General features: G+C 43.5%; 14 protein-coding genes. 11 read left to right on the top strand and 3 right to left on the bottom strand.

Annotated elements, in window-relative coordinates; all coding sequences use genetic code 11:
• Positions 1 to 104: 104 nt before the first annotated feature.
• The 7 genes from BQ5809_RS03100 (at position 105) to BQ5809_RS03125 (ending at position 7,094) form a co-directional block, all read left to right on the top strand.
• The gene (locus BQ5809_RS03100; protein ID WP_032133698.1) at positions 105 to 314 is read left to right on the top strand and encodes a hypothetical protein; all 210 of its coding nucleotides are present in this window, start codon (positions 105 to 107) and stop codon (positions 312 to 314) included.
• The gene (locus tag BQ5809_RS03105) at positions 259 to 615 is read left to right on the top strand and encodes a hypothetical protein (protein ID WP_003789002.1); all 357 of its coding nucleotides are present in this window, start codon (positions 259 to 261) and stop codon (positions 613 to 615) included. The genes BQ5809_RS03100 and BQ5809_RS03105 overlap by 56 nt, the downstream gene beginning before the upstream one ends.
• Positions 616 to 758: 143 nt before the next feature.
• Positions 759 to 1,196 carry a DNA adenine methylase gene (locus tag BQ5809_RS03110; RefSeq protein WP_003789006.1) on the top strand — a complete coding sequence of 146 codons (438 nt, stop codon included), beginning with the start codon at positions 759 to 761 and terminating at the stop codon, positions 1,194 to 1,196.
• A 481-nt stretch (positions 1,197 to 1,677) separates the two neighbouring features.
• On the top strand, positions 1,678 to 3,567 hold the full coding sequence (locus BQ5809_RS03115) for a site-specific DNA-methyltransferase (protein ID WP_080561216.1): 1,890 nt from the start codon (positions 1,678 to 1,680) through the stop codon (positions 3,565 to 3,567).
• 1 nt (position 3,568) lies between these two features.
• Positions 3,569 to 6,469 (top strand): type III restriction-modification system endonuclease, encoded by a 2,901-nt coding sequence (locus BQ5809_RS03120; RefSeq protein WP_003785095.1) that lies wholly within the window; start codon positions 3,569 to 3,571, stop codon positions 6,467 to 6,469.
• A gap of 33 nt (positions 6,470 to 6,502) precedes the next feature.
• Complete coding sequence (locus BQ5809_RS10210; RefSeq protein ID WP_071461654.1) at positions 6,503 to 6,766, top strand: transposase; 264 nt, start codon at positions 6,503 to 6,505, stop codon at positions 6,764 to 6,766.
• Positions 6,663 to 7,094 carry a transposase gene (locus BQ5809_RS03125; RefSeq protein ID WP_111694396.1) on the top strand — a complete coding sequence of 144 codons (432 nt, stop codon included), beginning with the start codon at positions 6,663 to 6,665 and terminating at the stop codon, positions 7,092 to 7,094. Before BQ5809_RS10210 ends, BQ5809_RS03125 begins: the two co-directional genes overlap by 104 nt.
• Before the next feature lie 90 nt (positions 7,095 to 7,184).
• Here the strand turns inward: BQ5809_RS03125 and BQ5809_RS03130 are convergent, their stop codons facing one another.
• Positions 7,185 to 8,003, bottom strand: a complete 819-nt coding sequence (locus BQ5809_RS03130; protein ID WP_003785096.1) for a DNA ligase — start codon at positions 8,001 to 8,003, stop codon at positions 7,185 to 7,187.
• A gap of 55 nt (positions 8,004 to 8,058) precedes the next feature.
• A complete protein-coding gene (locus BQ5809_RS03135; RefSeq protein WP_003785097.1) occupies positions 8,059 to 8,481 on the bottom strand; it encodes an OsmC family protein in 423 nt (140 codons plus the stop codon).
• 118 nt (positions 8,482 to 8,599) lie between these two features.
• Between BQ5809_RS03135 and lpdA the strand changes: the two genes are divergently transcribed.
• The 3 genes from lpdA (at position 8,600) to BQ5809_RS03150 (ending at position 12,316) form a co-directional block, all read left to right on the top strand.
• On the top strand, positions 8,600 to 10,030 hold the full coding sequence (gene lpdA / locus BQ5809_RS03140; protein WP_003785098.1) for a dihydrolipoyl dehydrogenase: 1,431 nt from the start codon (positions 8,600 to 8,602) through the stop codon (positions 10,028 to 10,030).
• A 72-nt stretch (positions 10,031 to 10,102) separates the two neighbouring features.
• Entirely contained in the window at positions 10,103 to 11,596 is a 1,494-nt protein-coding gene (locus tag BQ5809_RS03145; protein WP_032827572.1) for an HsdM family class I SAM-dependent methyltransferase, read from the top strand.
• 12 nt (positions 11,597 to 11,608) lie between these two features.
• The gene (locus BQ5809_RS03150) at positions 11,609 to 12,316 is read left to right on the top strand and encodes a hypothetical protein (protein WP_003785100.1); all 708 of its coding nucleotides are present in this window, start codon (positions 11,609 to 11,611) and stop codon (positions 12,314 to 12,316) included.
• A gap of 68 nt (positions 12,317 to 12,384) precedes the next feature.
• On the opposite strand, the gene BQ5809_RS03155 is transcribed toward BQ5809_RS03150, so the two are convergent.
• The gene (locus BQ5809_RS03155) at positions 12,385 to 13,227 is read right to left on the bottom strand and encodes a 23S rRNA (adenine(2030)-N(6))-methyltransferase RlmJ (RefSeq protein WP_003785103.1); all 843 of its coding nucleotides are present in this window, start codon (positions 13,225 to 13,227) and stop codon (positions 12,385 to 12,387) included.
• Between the two features lie 144 nt (positions 13,228 to 13,371).
• Here BQ5809_RS03155 and tig point away from each other — a divergent pair, with 144 nt between their 5' ends.
• Positions 13,372 to 14,667 carry a trigger factor gene (gene tig / locus BQ5809_RS03160; protein ID WP_003785106.1) on the top strand — a complete coding sequence of 432 codons (1,296 nt, stop codon included), beginning with the start codon at positions 13,372 to 13,374 and terminating at the stop codon, positions 14,665 to 14,667.
• Positions 14,668 to 14,712 lie beyond the last annotated feature (45 nt).

A 14,712-nucleotide genomic window follows, 5' to 3' on the forward strand; every position in this document is an offset into this window, starting at 1 on the left:
CTTTGCGTAATCACAATTTCACAGCCTATGTACGAGAAATGTACACAGGTGCAGAGGCTGGCGGAGTGCGCTGGTTTGCAATCGGTTTTTAAAGGAGATAATCGATGAGTATTTATTTTGATTACGGCGTACAAACATTTTTTGACGACACCATTCACGAAACCGTACCTCAAACCGCGCAAACCATTACTGCCGAGCAGCACCAAGCCTTTTTAAATGCATTAAATCAAGGCGCGTACATTACCCAAGATTTGCAAATTGTACCGCGCCCAAGTACCGCGCACGTTTGGCAGAACGGTAAATGGCGTATATAGCTGCTATTCCAGTTCAATCCGAGACGGCGGTGTGCGCTTCAAAGTCATGCCCTTGCCGCCTGACAAGTGGGATTTAATCCGCGTGGATTTGCCTGAGCAGCGCATACATGAGTTTTACGCTCAAACCAAAGGTGCGAAGTACGATTGGGCTGGCTGTTTGGGGATTGCCTTACCTGCCTTGCGCCAAAACGTGAAAAAATGGTTTTGCAGCGAATGGTGTGCAGGCTGCTTGGGTTATGACCAGCCTGCGCGGTTTAGTCCGAATGGGTTGGCGAAACAGCTTTCAGGCAGCCTGAAATAGCAAAAACCCTGTCTGAAACACAGACAGGGTAGACAAAACAAAAACGGCTGCGTGGCGGTGTAACGAGCACCGTTCCCACGCCTGCACGCTACGCCACCCGAATTACTGACTGATATTCAACGTGCAGCACGGTTCTTTTATATTTGCAGTGCAATACCTTTGGTGGCAAAACAACGGGTCAAACATTTGGTACAGCGACGACAGAAAAAGCATGGAATGCAACGCAAATCGCCGAAAAATTGCAGGCTGCACGACAACGGCTAGGTGGGGTATTCATTGAAAACGAACCGTGGCAACGTTGTGTCAAACGCTACGACCGACCGCATACATTCTTTTATGCCGACCCACCGTACTGGCAAGTCACAGGTTACGAGCGTGTATTTGATTGGACGGAATACGAACAGCTTGCTCAAACGATGCGAACCATGCAAGGTAAGATGATGTTGAGTATTAATGACCACCCCGATATTCGCGCATTGTTTGCCGAGTTTAATATTACAGAATTGCAGCTAGCTTATTCTGTGGGGCGCAAAGCAGAAAGCCGCATACAGCGTGGTGAGTTGGTTATTTGTAACTACTGATTTCAAGCAGCCTGCAACAACAAAAGCGACTGAAACGTCGCTGTTGTTATGTTTGATGCTATAAATTCAAATCCAAACGTTTATGGTATCAAAGGTGCAGCGGTTTTATAGGCCAAAGAAGCCATATTCAGGATTGTGGGTATTAGGGATATTCATCATCCTGTCTCCATTAATTGATGACTGCATGATGCCTTTGGTTTATGGTAATAGCCAGCGATGAGATTGCTCAATTTGCACAGTTGTAAAAAATCCTGCTTGCAATAAGCAGGATTTGAAACTTTGTTGCACGGTATGAAATAAATAGTAAGTGGGTTTATCTTGCAAAATGTGGGGAGAATTTCGCGCGTAGCATCAAGTTACGTTAAATTATGTAACTTACATTACAGAAATATGATTGATAGTTACGTTATTTTCTTTACTTAAAGTTACGTTAAAACTAAAATGGGCTTATTTCAAGATTGCAACCATTCTAGAGAAGCCAATGACCAATTTAGCTCACGAAACTTTGTTTTCATCCAACACGCAGCCTGAAAACGAACGGCTCGCACTCTTAAAACAGCATTTTCCTAACTGCTTTGATAAAAACGGCGCATTTTTGCCTGAAAAAATGGCTGAAGAATTGCACGCAAAAGGCGTTGCCACGCAAAAAGAAGGTTACAGCCTAAATTGGCTGGGTAAATCCTATGCCAAAGTATTACGCGATTTGCCGCCTGAAACCTTATTAGTTGAACATACAGCGCACAATAGGCTGCCTGAAAACGCCAACAGCGAAAATATCCTAATCAAAGGCGATAATTTGGAAGTGTTGAAACACTTAAAACACGCCTACAAAAATCAAATTAAGATGATTTACATTGACCCACCATATAACACAGGTTCGGACGATTTTGTGTATCAAGATAACCGCAAATTTACACCTGAACAACTGGCGGAGTTAGGCGGCATGGATTTGGACGAAGCCAAGCGCGTGCTGGAATTTACCGCGAAAAAATCCAATTCCCACAGCGCGTGGCTGACGTTTATGTATCCGCGTTTGTATATTGCGCGTGAATTGTTGCGCGATGACGGCGTGATTTTTATCAGCATTGACGGAAATGAAGTATCCCAATTAAAAATATTATGTGATGAAATTTTTGGCGAATCCAACGTAGAGCAATATGTGTGGAATCTATCTGATTTTGAAGAGAGTTCCTTCACCAAAACAGCATCTCACACCGTCCGTTTTGAACATGAATATATTATTGCTTGTTATAAAAAGAATAAATCTTTAGGCAGATACAAAGAATATCGCTTGCTTGATAGAACTGATTTAACCAACGCTGATAATGACCCACGCGGAGAATGGTTTTCGGGCAATATTTCAAGAAACGGCATCACATCAACAACTGGCAGCAAATATTTCACTATCACAACACCAACAGGCATTGAGTATTCAAGAAACTGGACGATTGATGAAGACGAATACAAAACGCTATTGGCTGATAACAAAATCTATTTCGGCAAAGATGGGAATGGCGTGCCAAGATTAAAGATGTTTAAAACAGACGCTTTCATGAGTATTCAAAGTTCCATTTTTTCGGGTGTGAAAACATCTATTTCAGGGAAAAACGCAATCAAAGAATTATTTGATGATATGGAAGTTTTTTCCTTCCCTAAACCAATAGAACTGATACACAGACTGGCTAGTATTACCATTCAACCCAAAGATTTAATTTTAGATTTCTTTGCAGGTTCTGGCACAACCGCCCACGCCGTGATGCAACTGAATACCGAAGACAATGGCAATCGCCGTTTTATTTGCGTTCAGCTGCCTGAAAAAACCGATGAAAAATCCGAAGCGCATAAAGCTGGCTATCAAACTATTTTTGATATTACCAAAGCGCGTATTGAAAAAGCCGCCGCTAAAATCCAAACTGAAAACCCTGATTACACAGGCGATTTGGGCTTTAAAATTTTCCAAACCGAACCGAATTTTCAGACGGCATTGGACGTGGATTTTGACCCTGCACAAACAGAAATCCCCGATAGCAAAAACGCCATGTTGAGCGATGAACAATTACACACGCTTTTAACCACTTGGCGTGTTTATGATGGTTGCAGGCTGCCTGAAAATGTACAACCTATTGATTTGGCAGGCTATACGGCTTATTACTGCCGTCAGCATTTGTATTTGTTGGCGAGCGGTTTTTCGTCTGAATGCGTCAAAGCCTTGATTGAAAAGCTGGACAATGACAAGGATTTTATCCCTGAACGCATTGTTTTATTTGGTGAAAATATGGACAGTGCTATGCAAAAAGAACTTGCCCAAGCGGTGAAAACCTATGCCAATAAAAAAGGCTTGAACAATTTAAGCGTATTGGCGAGGTATTAAAATGGCTGGTTTTACTTACGAAAAAAATTTACCCCACCAAAAGCGAGCGATTGAATCGGTTTTGAGCGTGTTTGACCGCGTGTATTTAAAAAATGGTAGCCGTGATGAAAATCCCGAAATCGTGTTTTCAGGTAGCCTGAAAGCCGATAATTTGCAAAAAATCCAGCAAATTAACGGCGTAAGCGATATTGCGCTTTCAGGTAGCAATGTGCTTGATATTACCATGGAAACGGGTACGGGCAAAACCTATACTTACACCAAAACCATGTTTGAATTGAACCGTGTGTTGGGTATTTTCAAGTTTATTGTGGTTGTGCCGACCCTTTCTATTAAGGCAGGCACGAAAAATTTTCTGCAAAGTCCCACGCTTGTCGAGCATTTTCGCAAGGATTTTGCAGGGCTTTATGGCGAAACGGAAATTAAATTGTATGTGGTGGAAAGCCAAAAATCCAAAGCGAAAAAATCATCTATGCCATCTGAAATCGTGCGTTTCGTGGAAACAGACGATACGCAGAAAATCCATGTTTTGCTGATTAACGCAGGTATGATTAACTCCGACACAATGGCTGGCAAAGACAAGGGCAATGATGGCAGTCGTCTGATTAAGGACAAATATCATGTGCCGTTTGAGGCGTTGGCGGCGGTGAAGCCGTTTGTGATTGTGGACGAACCGCATAAACTTCCCCAAGGCAAAAAGACTTGGAAAAATTTATTGAAATTCAATGCCCAATTTATTTTGCGTTATGGCGCGACTTTCAATAATCAATTTGAAAATTTACTGTATCGCCTAACCGCCGTTGATGCGTTTAATGATGATTTGGTCAAAGGCATTCGCGCCTTTACCGAACAGATTGACGGCGACAATGGCGAGCGGATTAAATTGTTGGATTTGGACTGCAAAGAGGCAACTTTTGTTTTAAATAAACAAGAATTTAAATTAAGCAAAGGCGATAATTTAAGCCGTATTCATCAAGCCATTAACGATTTGTTTGTGTCGGAAATGAATAAAACTACGCTGGTGTTGAGTAATGGCATGGAGCTGAAAAAAGGCGACACCATCAATCCGTATTCATACAGCGATACGGTGCGAGATAAAATGATGCGTCAAGCGGTAAGACAACATTTTATTTTGGAAAAACAATTACTCACACGCAATGGCGGACGGATTAAACCGCTTACGCTGTTTTTCATTGATGATATTGCTGGCTATCGTGATGAACAAAATCAACTTTCAGGCAGCCTGAAAACGCTGTTTGAACAAATGGTTAAAGCGGAATTGGAAAGCTGTCTAAAAACCGAAAACGATGAATTTTTACGTCAATATTGGCAAACGGCATTAAACGATATTTCCAAAACGCATGGCGGTTATTTTTCACGCGATAACAGCGACAAAGACGAAAAAATCGAGCAGGAAGTAAATGAAATTCTGCACGATAAAGAAAAGTTATTATCGTTGGACAATCCGCGCCGTTTTGTGTTTTCCAAATGGACGTTGCGTGAGGGTTGGGATAATCCAAATGTGTTTCAGATTTGCAAATTGCGTTCAAGTGGTTCTGAAACCAATAAATTACAGGAAGTAGGGCGTGGCTTGCGGTTGCCTGTGAATGAATACATGGCACGCGTAAAAGACCATGAGTTTTTCTTGAATTATTTTGTGGATAATAGCGAAACGGATTTTGTCAAAAAATTGACCGATGAAGTGAATAATGCGGTTGTGAAACCAATTGAATTTATTGCTTTAACAGATGAATTGATTGAGAAAATTCGGACTGTTTATCCCGATGAAAGCAAAAAGAGCATTCGCAATAAATTAGCGGATTTAACCGATGACGATGATGTATTTTTAGAAAATGGTTTTGCCCAAACCAGAAAATTATTCCCGAAAGCCTTTGAAAGTGCAGGCAGCCTGAAAAACGGCAAAATCACGCGTTCAGGCGATAAAGCGACCAAAGTCAAAATGCGCGAGGGCAAATATGATGAATTAAAAGTATTATGGGAAACCATTAACCAAAAAGCTTTGTTGCAATACAAAATTGGCAATGAAATCGAGTTTTTAAAACTGTTTACCCAGTTTTTGCGCGAAAATACCGATAAATTTACGCCAACAGGTATTCGCACGATTCAAAATGAAATTCGTGTAGAAAATAGCCGTTTAACGGTAACGCAAATTGATGGTTTGCATGATGAAACGTTTGAGTCAATCAATACGATGGATTATCCAGCGTTTTTATTGAAATTATCGCAAGTTGCCTTGATTCAACGCTCTACTTTGCACCAAGCATTTGTTGCGGTGCGCAATACATTGGATATAACCAAGTATCTGAATGAACAAACAATTACCAAAATTCAGGCAGGCTTTGACCGCTGGCTGTTGTTAAACTCATTTAATGCTTTTGAAATTGGTTACAACCGTGTTAATGGCAGTATTCACCCAACCAAGTTTACCAATGCAAAAGGACAACCATTGGCGGAAATCAATGCGGCTGATTTGGGTACGCAATTTGATAATGAACATAATCCGTTGGCGGAATTTTTGTTTGAAAGTGTGTTTTATGATAGCGCATTAGAGCAGGAAAACATGATTGATAAGCAGGTTCGAGAAGTGGTGGTCTTTACCAAAATCCCGAAAAACTCAATCAAAATACCTGTTGCAGGCGGCAGTAGTTATTCGCCCGATTTCGCCTATATTGTGAAAACTGATTTAGGCGAAACGCTAAACTTGATTTTAGAAACGAAAAATGTCCAAGACAACGATTCTTTACGTCAAGAAGAAGTGAAAAAAATCGCGCACGCGCAGGCATTGTTTAGCGAAATTAGCCGCGATGTAAATGTTGTTTTTCAAACACAATTTGAAGGTGATAAGATTGCGAAATTGCTTAATCAATCGCTGCTGAAAAGTTAGAACCTGTATTCACAAAAATGATAAAATATCTTTATGACTAGAAAATCCTACCCAACAGACTTAACAGATGCCCAATGGCAAGCGATTGAGCCATATTTTAACCAGCTACGCCACTACAAATGGGATAAACGTCAATTAGTGAATGCCGTTTTGTACATGACCAAAACAGGTTGCCAGTGGCGTATGCTGCCCAATGATTTTCCACCTTATTCAACCGTATGGAGTTTCTATCGCAGAGCCAATCAATCAGGCTTATGGGATAGAATTCTTTTGGCATTGGTTCAAAAAAACGTTTAATCCATCAAAAACAAGCAAAGCAGGTATTTTTGTAGCAAAAAAAGCGTTTGAGACCTATCCGAGTTTAAAAGGTTTCTGTGCAGACGCAGGTTATCGGAATACATTTGAGCGTGAAGTATCAGAGCAATTGGGTTTAACTGTTGAGATTTCAAAGAGAATTCAAGATATTTCTTGGCATATTCTGCCCAAACGTTGGATTGTAGAACGAACGTTTGCATGGTTAGGTTGGTCTCGACGTTTAGCAAAAGATTTTGAGCAGACGAATTTATCTGCTGAAAATTTTGTTAAACTAGGGTATATTTCACAAATATTAAAATTTATCAAATAGTTGTTTGTGAATACAGGTTCTAAGGTTCGAATCCTCTCACTCAGACCAATAAATTCAAGGGATTGGTTTTTTGTAAACCAAGTTCTTTTTCTATTTGTCGCTTCTCACGCGCAAAAACGTAGCAAATCGCGGCGCGCCTTTGTTGGTAAACCCACGATATTTATAAGTAATGGTGCTGCCGATTTTGGGCGGCTGGCGACGGTCGGCATCTTTAAAACCAGAGCCAATACGAAATTCACCTCTATCATTTTTGCACGATAACGCGCCCAGTAGCCCTGCATATTTGCCTTTGCCCTCGTGGTGTTGAGTTACCACGCATTCGGCATCGTGCGCGGTTTTGAGTTTGAGCAACTGTGCGCTGCGTCCGCCGCGATACGGTGTATTGGGGTTGCGCAGCATCACGCCTTCGCCGCCTTTGGCTTCAATTTCGCGCAAAAATTGACGAGCGTGTGCTTCGTCTTTGACCACAATTTGTGGTATGACAACAAATCGCGCTTGTGGATATTTTGCCAAGTGTTGTTTGGCTTTGTCCAAGCGTTGATACAGCGTGCCTTGTGCAGAAGGTACATCAAAAACATGCAACTTGATGCCTTGCCACGAATGTCCTGCGCTGCGAACGGCGGCAGACACGGCTTCAAATTGTCCGCGTCCGATATACAGTTCACCGTCCAATGCAAATGGTGGGAAGTTGTGCGTAAAACCAGCAGGCGGCGTAAACACATTGCCTTGTCGGCTGATGAGTTGTTTTCCATCCCAATAGGCGCGCACGCCATCTAGCTTTTCGCTCATCGCCCAGCCTTGAATATTTTGTCCTTGGTATTCTTGCGCCAGCAATAAATCGGGCTTAGCAGCCTGCACGATGCACGGTAGCAGTAAACAGAGTAAAGCGAAAGGTTTGATATTTATCATTTGGCTCTCCTTTTTAGATTTTAAATGACCGCATTGCTGCACATTGTTATATAGCTTATTCCGCCGCCGCGCCCACTTCAAAACTGTGGGTAATTTCCGTCGCTTTGCCCAGCATAATAGAAGCCGAGCAGTATTTTTCTGCCGACAACTGCACCGCTTTGGCAATGCTGTTTTCTTTCAAATCGTGTCCCAGCACTTTGAAATGAATGTGGATTTTGGTAAACACTTTGGGAATGCTGTCGGCACGTTCTGCGCTAACCGTTGTGATGCAATCGGTTACTTTTTGGCGTTGCTTGCGCGCGATGTCCACCACGTCAATACTGGAACAGCCTGCCACGCCCATCAACAACATTTCCATAGGACTTGCACCACGGCGTGTTGCGCTGTCGTCTGCTGCGCCTTCCATCACGACGCTGTTGCCCAATTCGTTGCTGGCGATAAAGCAGCGTCCATCTACCCAGCGACTTGTAATTTTCATGATTGTTTCCTTTCGGTTTCGTGTGTTCAAGCGGTGCATTATAGATTAAAATATTCTACTTGCAGTAAGCGTATATTGCTTAATGTAAATAAGTCAAACAAACACAAAGGAAATCATCATGTCTCAATTTGACGTAGTAGTCATCGGTGCAGGGCCAGGCGGTTATATTGCTGCGATTCGTGCCGCACAACTGGGTTTTAAAACCGCGTGTATTGACGCTGGCGTAAACAAAGTGGGCAACGCGCCTGCGCTGGGCGGCACTTGCTTGAATGTGGGTTGCATTCCGTCCAAAGCTTTGTTGCAATCGTCCGAACACTTCCACGCGGCGCAACACGATTTTGCTGAACACGGTATCAGCGCAAGCAGCCTGCACTTTGACGCCGCCAAAATGATTGAGCGCAAAGATGCGATTGTGACAAAACTAACGGGCGGTATTAAATTTCTGTTTCAAAAAAACAAAGTAGAAAGCCTGTTTGGTACGGGTTCTTTTGTGGGCAAAAACGGCGATTTGTGGCAAATCCAAATCAGCAATGGCGCGGAACAAAGCGTGGTAGAAGCCAAACACGTGATTGTGGCAACAGGTTCTGTGCCGCGTCCTTTGCCGTTGGTGCAAGTGGATAACGTGAACGTGTTGGACAACGAAGGCGCGTTGAATTTGACCGAAGTTCCAGCCAAATTGGGCGTGATTGGTTCGGGCGTGATTGGTTTGGAAATGGGTTCGGTGTGGAAGCGCGTGGGCGCAGACGTAACCATTTTGGAAGCCGCGCCAACCTTTATGGCGGCTGCCGACCAGCAAATCGCCAAAGAAGCGTTCAAATACTTTACCAAAGAACAAGGTATCGCGATTGAATTGAGCGTAAAAATTCAACAAATTCAAAACGAAGCCAATGGTGTGCGCGTGGAATATGAAGTAAACGGCGAAAAACGCACCGATGTGTACGACAAATTGATTGTGGCGATTGGTCGCGTCCCCAACACACAAGGTTTGGGCGCAGACAAAGTGGGTTTAACGGTGGACGAGCGTGGCTTCATCGCAGTGAACGAGCATTGCCAAACCAATTTGCCAAACGTTTGGGCGATTGGCGACGTGGTGCGCGGCCCGATGTTGGCACACAAAGCCAGCGATGAAGGCGCGGCGGTTGCCGAACGCATTGCAGGACAAAAACCGCATTTGGATTTCAACTGCATTCCTTGGGTGATTTACACCGACCCAGAAATCGCATGGGTAGGCAAAACCGAAGAGCAGCTCAAAGCCGAGGGCGTGGAATACAAAAAAGGCACATCGGGCTTTGGCGCAAACGGTCGCGCATTGGGCTTGGGCAAAGCCAAAGGCACGGTTAAAGTGCTGGCTTGCGCGAAAACCGACCGCATTTTGGGCGTGCACATGATTGGCCCGATGGTGAGTGAATTGGTTGCCGAAGCGGTTGCAGCAATGGAATTTAAAGCCAGCAGCGAAGACATTGCGCGCATTGTTCACGCCCACCCAACGCTGTCGGAAGTGTTGCACGAAGCGGCATTGGCAGCAGATAAACGTGCGTTGCATGGTTAATTTAGTGAAACAATAAAAAAGCAGCCTGCATTTTGGGTTAAACAAAAAGTGCAGGCTGCTTTTGAGAGTAAAATGAATAAAAGCAAACAACTAGGACAAGTTATCACGCCAGCTTGGATTGTGAATGAAATTTTAGATGCCTGCCATTATGCAGGCTGCTCTATTTTGCGCCGCTACGTACTTGAACCTGCTTGCGGCAATGGTGCATTTTTGAGCGAAATGGTGTCGCGCTACATTGCCGCAGCCAAAGCCGAACAACAGTCCAACGAACAAATTGCAGCCGAATTGGCGCAATATATTGTGGGCGTGGAGCTAGACCCCGTTGCTTATGCCGATTGCATCACGCGCTTAAATCACATTGTGCAACAAGAATTGGGGTTGCCCAACATTGCGTGGCGCATTCACAATCAAAACACGCTGGATTTTTATCGTGATTATGTGGGCTATTTTGATTGGGTTGTGGGCAATCCGCCCTATATTCGCCTACATCGTTTAGACGAAGCCATGCGAGCGCGTTTGAAACAGCAGTTTCGCTTTACGCACGGCACAACCGATATGTATCTTGCCTTTTTTGAAATGGCGTTTGCCATGCTCAATCCAAAAGGCAAATTGGGGTTTATCACGCCCAATAGTTTTCTGCACAACACGTCTTATCAAGCCTTTCGCCAATTTTTGCAGCAGCAAGGTTATCTCATCGCTTTGTACGATTTCAAATCTAACAAATTATTTGAAGGCTTTTCTACCTACACCGCCATCAGCATTTTTGATAAGCAACACCAGCAAAGCGATTTTGCCTATCTAGAATACCAAGACGGCAAATGTGTAACGGTTAATCGCATTGCTTTTCATCAGCTTAATCCCAAAAAATGGACACTTGCCAGCAGCGAAAACGCGCAATTTCTGCAACGCTTGCAAACTGGCACACAACTGGGCGATTTATTCAACGTGCAATATGGTTTTGCCACATTGCGCGACAAAATTTTTATTGCCAAAGCCACGCCTATTGATGAAACACACAGTCAATTCAATGGGTTTAACATAGAAAATGCGATTTTGCGCCCGATTGTGAAAGGCTCACGCTACAAAGGTTTGCCAGAAGATATAGAACACGTTGTTTTTCCGTATTATTTATGCAATGGGCGTTATGTGGCTTATACCGAAGCCGATTTTGCGCAACAATTTCCGTTGGCTTATGCGTATTTGTTGCACCACAAACAAACGCTGTCCGAACGCGATATAGACAAAAATGTACAATGGTTTGAATTTGGTCGCAGTCAAGGTTTGCAAACTTCGCACAGCGAAAAAATTGTGGTTAGCACCTTGTTTTATGATTGCATTACGTTATTTAGATTGCCCAAAAATGTGTTGGTTTATTCGGGTATTTTTATCACGCAAAAGCAGCCTGCACACGATTGGGAAATTGCCGAAAATGCCTTGCGCTCGCCAGAGTTTTTCCACTATGCGCGATTGACTGGCAAAGATATGTCAGGCGGATATAAATCACTGTCTAGCAAGCAAATTAAAGGATTTGCCTTACCCATTTCGTGCCCAAATAGTCTATTTTAAGAAATCGTTATCATGAATAATGCCGAATTTATACAATGTTTAACCCAATCGTTTGTCGTTTTTTTGAATACGCATTCGCGCAGTAATGCCAAGCTCAAAGTATTGCACGGGGCAATCGCCCAAGATTTAAGCGCACGGCTGGGCGAGTCTTATCGCATACAATCGCTTGGACACGGCAACGATAAAGAAGGACAAATTGCAGGGCGATACATCAACAAAAATGTGGATATTGTGGTGTACAAAAATCAACAGGCGATTGCAGGCATTGGCGTGAAATTTGTCATGCAAAACTACGCGCAAAATGCCAATAATTATTTTGAAAATATGTTGGGCGAAACGGCTAATATTCAAAGCCAACGCATTCCGTATTTTCAAATCATGGTTATTCCCAAAACGTTGCCCTATTACAAAAAATCGGGGCAATTTGATAAATGGGAACAGTTTAACGCCCATCATATTCAAAAATATGTGGTTTTGTCTCAGGATAATCAGGCATGGGCGCACACGCCTGCTAAAACTTTGCTATGCGTATTGGATTTGCCCAACATTCAACAACCTGCCACCAAGGACGATTATGTGCAGCAATATTTGCAACTGCACCAAAATCAACAGCTTATTATGCAGCCCAGCCCCAGCAATTTGTCTTTTGGTAACGATTTAATTTATAATGACTATGTTGATTTTATGAACAAAATCACACATCGTATTTTGTCTATATAAACAAAGCAGCCTGCACTTTTCATCAAACAAAAAAAGTGCAGGCTGCTTTTATCATGCAAACCCCATTCCTACGCAATACAATAATCCAACTCAAACTTCGCGCCGCTATCTTGCGCCAACAAACGCGTCAATTCGGGCAACACATCGCGCAATAAATCGGGCAACACATACGGCGGATTGATGATAAATATACCGCTGCCGTGCATACCAAAACCATCGGCGCGTGGCGTGTGAACGTGCAAAGCAGCCTGCACATAATTGCGCGACAATTTTTTCAATTTTTTGGGCAATTCCACACTCTCGGCGCGGCTCAAACATGGATACCACACCATATAACAGCCCTGCTCAAAGCGTTTGAGCGCGTCTTTGAGCGTTTGCACCACTCGCGCATAATCTTGTTTTTGCTCGTAAGGCGGGTCAATCAATACCATCGCACGGCGCGTAATCGGCGGCAACAAACTCAACAAACCTGCAAAGCCGTCTTCTTGTTTGATGATGCCACGCCGTCCCAATTTGGCTTCGCGCATATTTTGCGTCAAATGTCCAAAATCCGCAGGGTGCAATTCAAACAAACGCAGCTTATCCGCCTCGCGCAGCAAACTTTGCGCCCACCAAGGCGAGCCTGCATACAAATGTTCCGCAGGCAAAATGCGTTGCAGCGTGTCCACAAAATCCTGCACGGGCGCAGACAAATTGTCAGCAGCCTGCAATTTGGCAATGCCGTCTGCAAATTCGCCAACTTTTTGCGCTTGTTCGCCGTGTAAATCGTATAAACCTGCACCGCTGTGCGTGTCTATATACCAATATGCTTTGTCTTTTTGATTAAAATAATCCAACACCGCATACAAAATAAAATGTTTCAACACATCGGCATGATTGCCTGCATGAAACGCATGACGATAACTCAACATAAACTTTAAATCTCAATTTCAATCAGATAGCCATCATTATATGCAAAAAGCAGCCTGCACATCAGCGAAAGTGCAAAAGCGATAATTTTATGTTACTATATCCAGCTTTGTTATTGTAACCCTTTTTTACATTAGGAAATTCAAATGAGCGCAACAGAATCTTTGGAACGCAAAGTAACCGTATCTTTGTCTTGGTTGGACATCAACGCAGAAACCGATAAAAAATTGAAACAAACGCAACGTCGCGCCCGTGTAGATGGCTTCCGTCCAGGTAAAGCACCGTTGAAAATGATTGCGTCTATGTATGGCGCGAGCATTCAAAACGATGTGTTGAATGATTTGGCACAAGCGCAATTCAACAAAGTAGCGCAAGAACAAAACTTGCGTATCGCAGCAGTAACAGGCATTGAACCTGTTGAAAATCAAGAAAAATCAGACGAATTTCAAGTGGTTTTTGTTTACGAAACCTATCCAGACATTCAAGTTGCCGATTTGTCTGCTTTGGAAATTGAAAAAGCCGTTGCCGAAGTGGGCGACAAAGAAGTAGACAACACGATTGAAATCTTGCGTAAACAACGCACTCGCTACAACCGCGTAGAACGTGAAGCGCAAAACGGCGACCGCGTGATTATTGATTTTGAAGGCAAAATTGATGGTGTGGCGTTTGATGGCGGTTCGTCTAAAAACTATCCTTTCGTGTTGGGTCAAGGTCAAATGTTGCCAGAATTTGAAAATGGCGTGTTGGGCTTGAAAGAAGGCGAAAGCAAAGACGTGGAAGTGAGCTTCCCAGCAGACTACCATGGCAAAGATGTAGCTGGTAAAACGGCAGTATTCACGATTACGGTTCACAATGTTGCAGCGGCTGAATTGCCAGAAGTGGACGAGCAATTTGCCAAAGCATTGGGCATTGCCGATGGCGATGTAGCAAAAATGCGCGAAGAAGTGAAGAAAAACGTAGGTCGCGAAGTAAAACGCCGCGTGGCTGCACAAAACACCGATGCGGTGATGAAAGCCTTGCGTGAAGCGCATTCGTTTGCCTTGCCACAAACTTTTGTGAAAGACGAAGCGCAACGTTTGGCAGAAGAAATGAAACAAAACTTCGCGCAACAAGGTTTGGACACGGCTAGCTTCAATTTGCCTGCGGATATGTTTATCGAACGTGCCGAAGAGCGCGTGGCTTTGGGCTTGTTGTTGCCTGTGATTATTGAGCAAAACAATTTGAAAGCCACCGAAGAGCAAATCAAAACTTTGGTAGCCGAGTTTGCCGATAGCTACGAAGATCCACAAGAAGTGATTGATTGGTATTTTGCTGACCCATCTCGCTTGGCTGGCGTAACCAATTTGGCGGTTGAAGCCAATGTGGTGGACTTTGTGTTGAGCAAAGCCAAAGTAACCGAAAAAACCGTTAGCTTTGATGAAGTGATGGCTGCGGGTATGTAATCGCCCCAGTCAAAACAATCTATACAATAATAAAAAGCAGCCTGC

The sequence above is a fragment of the Kingella kingae ATCC 23330 genome, assembly GCF_900111845.1.
GTDB lineage: Bacteria > Pseudomonadota > Gammaproteobacteria > Burkholderiales > Neisseriaceae > Kingella > Kingella kingae.